Genomic DNA, 2,553 nt, shown 5'->3' with positions numbered 1-2,553 from the left:
GGCCAACACTAGCGATGGAGGCGTCAATGCACTAACAATCCGATCGGACCACTCGGTGGGGGCCGGTCAAATTGAAGTTTGTATTTCCGATTTTAGATTTAGATTCGGTGATATTGAGCGGTAAACGACATTATGGTAAAACTCGACCTACCTATAAATTTGTACACCTAGATAACAGAATTATCTAGTCGTTCGGGGTTAGTATTAAGGTGGCACTATACTTAGATCCCCATCTCCGCGCATTCTCATCGCGTTAGTTGGCGACATTTTCCCACCCATCGACTTGCTGCCAACCGAGCGATGGGCGGAGCGCAAACCTTCCTACCTCCACAACACAGCCGCGTCGCTGCCCAACACGTCCACAAGCCACAACCCGAACTGCATCCCCTTGCGATGACTCAGTCGAAGCGCCGATTGACGTTGAAATGCGCGTCGCTTCAAGGCCGCTAGCAACGGTAAAGTAATCCATGACCTGCGATCTCGCGGTGGCAGAACTCGCTTCGGCCCCATCTTTGCGTTTGGCCTCATTTGGCTCGAACAGAACGGCGTCGTCCGGCACCAACCCCGCCACCTCCCGCGCACTATAAAACGGCACCCCACTCGCCCGCCGCGCCTCAATCGCCAGCACCAGCGCATCGCGCTCAACCCCAGCCATTGCTTCTGGCTGCTCCCGCGCCAACCGGTCCAACGCCGCCACCATCGCCGCGCGGTTCGCGCGATTAAGGTCTATCCGCTCGGCCTCGTTCGACAGTATGAGCGTCACCGCCACCCCATCAATCTCAACCCTGCCCTCGGCTGGCAGCTTCCACCACCGGCTCGCTGGCCCTGCAAACAGCCGGTCGGCGTTGACCGTCGCAATCGCGCTCGCGAGCGCATGGCGCAGCCGCAGTGTGTCGCCGCCATCGCGGACATCCTCGGCGCGCTCGCGCGTCTGCGCAAGGATTAGCGCGGTAAGCACGCCAGCGAGCAGCAGCAGCCATAGCGCGCTGATCAGCACATAGCCGCGCTCGCGCGCGGGCGGCTGCGCGTCAGGGCATCGGCGGCGGCGCAACGGGCGGCTGCAGCTGGGTTTCGCGGGCGCGCTCGACGAGCGGGCGGGTGGCATCGAGCGCGCCCAAGAGCTCATCGACCACCGCGCCGACATTTTCGGGCGCGCGGATGACCGTGGGGGTCAAGAGGATGATGAGCTCGGTGCGCCCGGCAAGCTGCTCCTGCCGCCCGAACAAACCGCCGATGATTGGGATTTGGCTGAGCAGCGGAACGCCCGACCGCGTGCGCGCCGAGCGTTCGCGGATGAGCCCGCCAAGCGCGATCATTTGGCCCGAGCGCGTCGCGACCGTGCTCGACAGGCGGCGCTGCTGGATGGTTGGCGAATCGAGCCCCGAGGTGGTGGTCTGCGCGACCTCACTCACCTCCTGGCTGATGTCGAGCGTGACCGTGCCGCTGTCGTTGACGCGCGGCGTGACCTTGAGGATCACCCCGGTATCGCGCAGCTCAATGGTATTGACCAGCGGCGCGCCGGGCGAGGCCACCCCCTGCTGCTGCTGGGTGACGATCGGCACCTGATCGCCGACCTGCAGCTCGGCGGTCTGGTTGTTGAGTACCATGAGCTTGGGCGCCGACAGCACGCGGACATTGGTTTTGGACTGGAGCGCGTTCAAAACGCCGGTGATGTCGCCGGTGAGCAGTGATACCGAGAACCCCGGTGCCTGGGCTGCGGGCGTGAGTGAGTTGCTGCTCGTATTGACGATGGTCGCATCGCCGGTGAGCGCGCGGAAGTTGATCCCGTAGGCAAAATCATCGCCGAGCGTGACCTCGGCGAGCGTCGCCTCGATCAGCACCTGCGCGACTGGCTGGTCGAGCTTGGCGAGCGCATCGCGGATAAATTCATATTCTTCGCCGTCGGCGAAGATGAGCAGCGCGTTGGTCGCTTCATTGGGCACGATGCGCGGACCGGTGCCGCCGCGCGCATCGCTGCCTGGGCGGCGGGCGGTCACAGTCGGCGCTGGCAGACTGTCATCGGCGGCACCGCCACCGCTGGTGGGTGCAGGGAGCAAGGGGGCCGGGGTGTCGTCTTGAAACGGTGCCTCGTCGGTGCCGCTGCCCACCACGCGCTGCNCTGGCAGACTGTCATCGGCGGCACCGCCACCGCTGGTGGGTGCAGGGAGCAAGGGGGCCGGGGTGTCGTCTTGAAACGGTGCCTCGTCGGTGCCGCTGCCCACCACGCGCTGCAGCGCGCCGGCGATATCGCGCGCGCGCCCGTGTTGGACGGCATAGCTGTAGAGCCGTCGCTTGCCTGCAACCCCGGCGTCGAGCCGCCGGATCCAGGGCTCGAGGCGGCTGATGTCAGCGCGATTGGCGGAGATCACGAGCAATGAGCGCAGCCGCGGCAGCGGCACGACGCGTACGCGCGAGCCCAAGATATCGTATGGCGGCTGGAACACGCGGCCGAGTTCGTCGACGAGCGTGTCGGCATCGACATTCTCGAGGCGATAGAGCTCAAACTCCATGCCCGCTAATGTGTCGACATCGAAGCGCGCAATAATCTGGCGC

General features: G+C 64.5%; 2 protein-coding genes. Both read right to left on the bottom strand.

The genetic code is table 11. From position 1 onward, the window contains the following. Positions 1-253: 253 nt before the first annotated feature. Positions 254-1,051, bottom strand: a complete 798-nt coding sequence (locus AC2TC0_RS16120; RefSeq protein WP_484718468.1) for a hypothetical protein — start codon at positions 1,049-1,051, stop codon at positions 254-256. Beyond that, on the bottom strand, positions 1,029-2,510 hold the full coding sequence (locus AC2TC0_RS16115) for a secretin N-terminal domain-containing protein (protein WP_484718469.1): 1,482 nt from the start codon (positions 2,508-2,510) through the stop codon (positions 1,029-1,031). Before AC2TC0_RS16115 ends, AC2TC0_RS16120 begins: the two co-directional genes overlap by 23 nt. Positions 2,511-2,553 lie beyond the last annotated feature (43 nt).

It is taken from the genome of Sphingopyxis sp. sgz302558 (assembly GCF_057220455.1).
The sequence above is the reverse complement of the archived record's forward strand: the minus strand, read 5'-3'. Positions and strand labels throughout refer to the sequence as shown.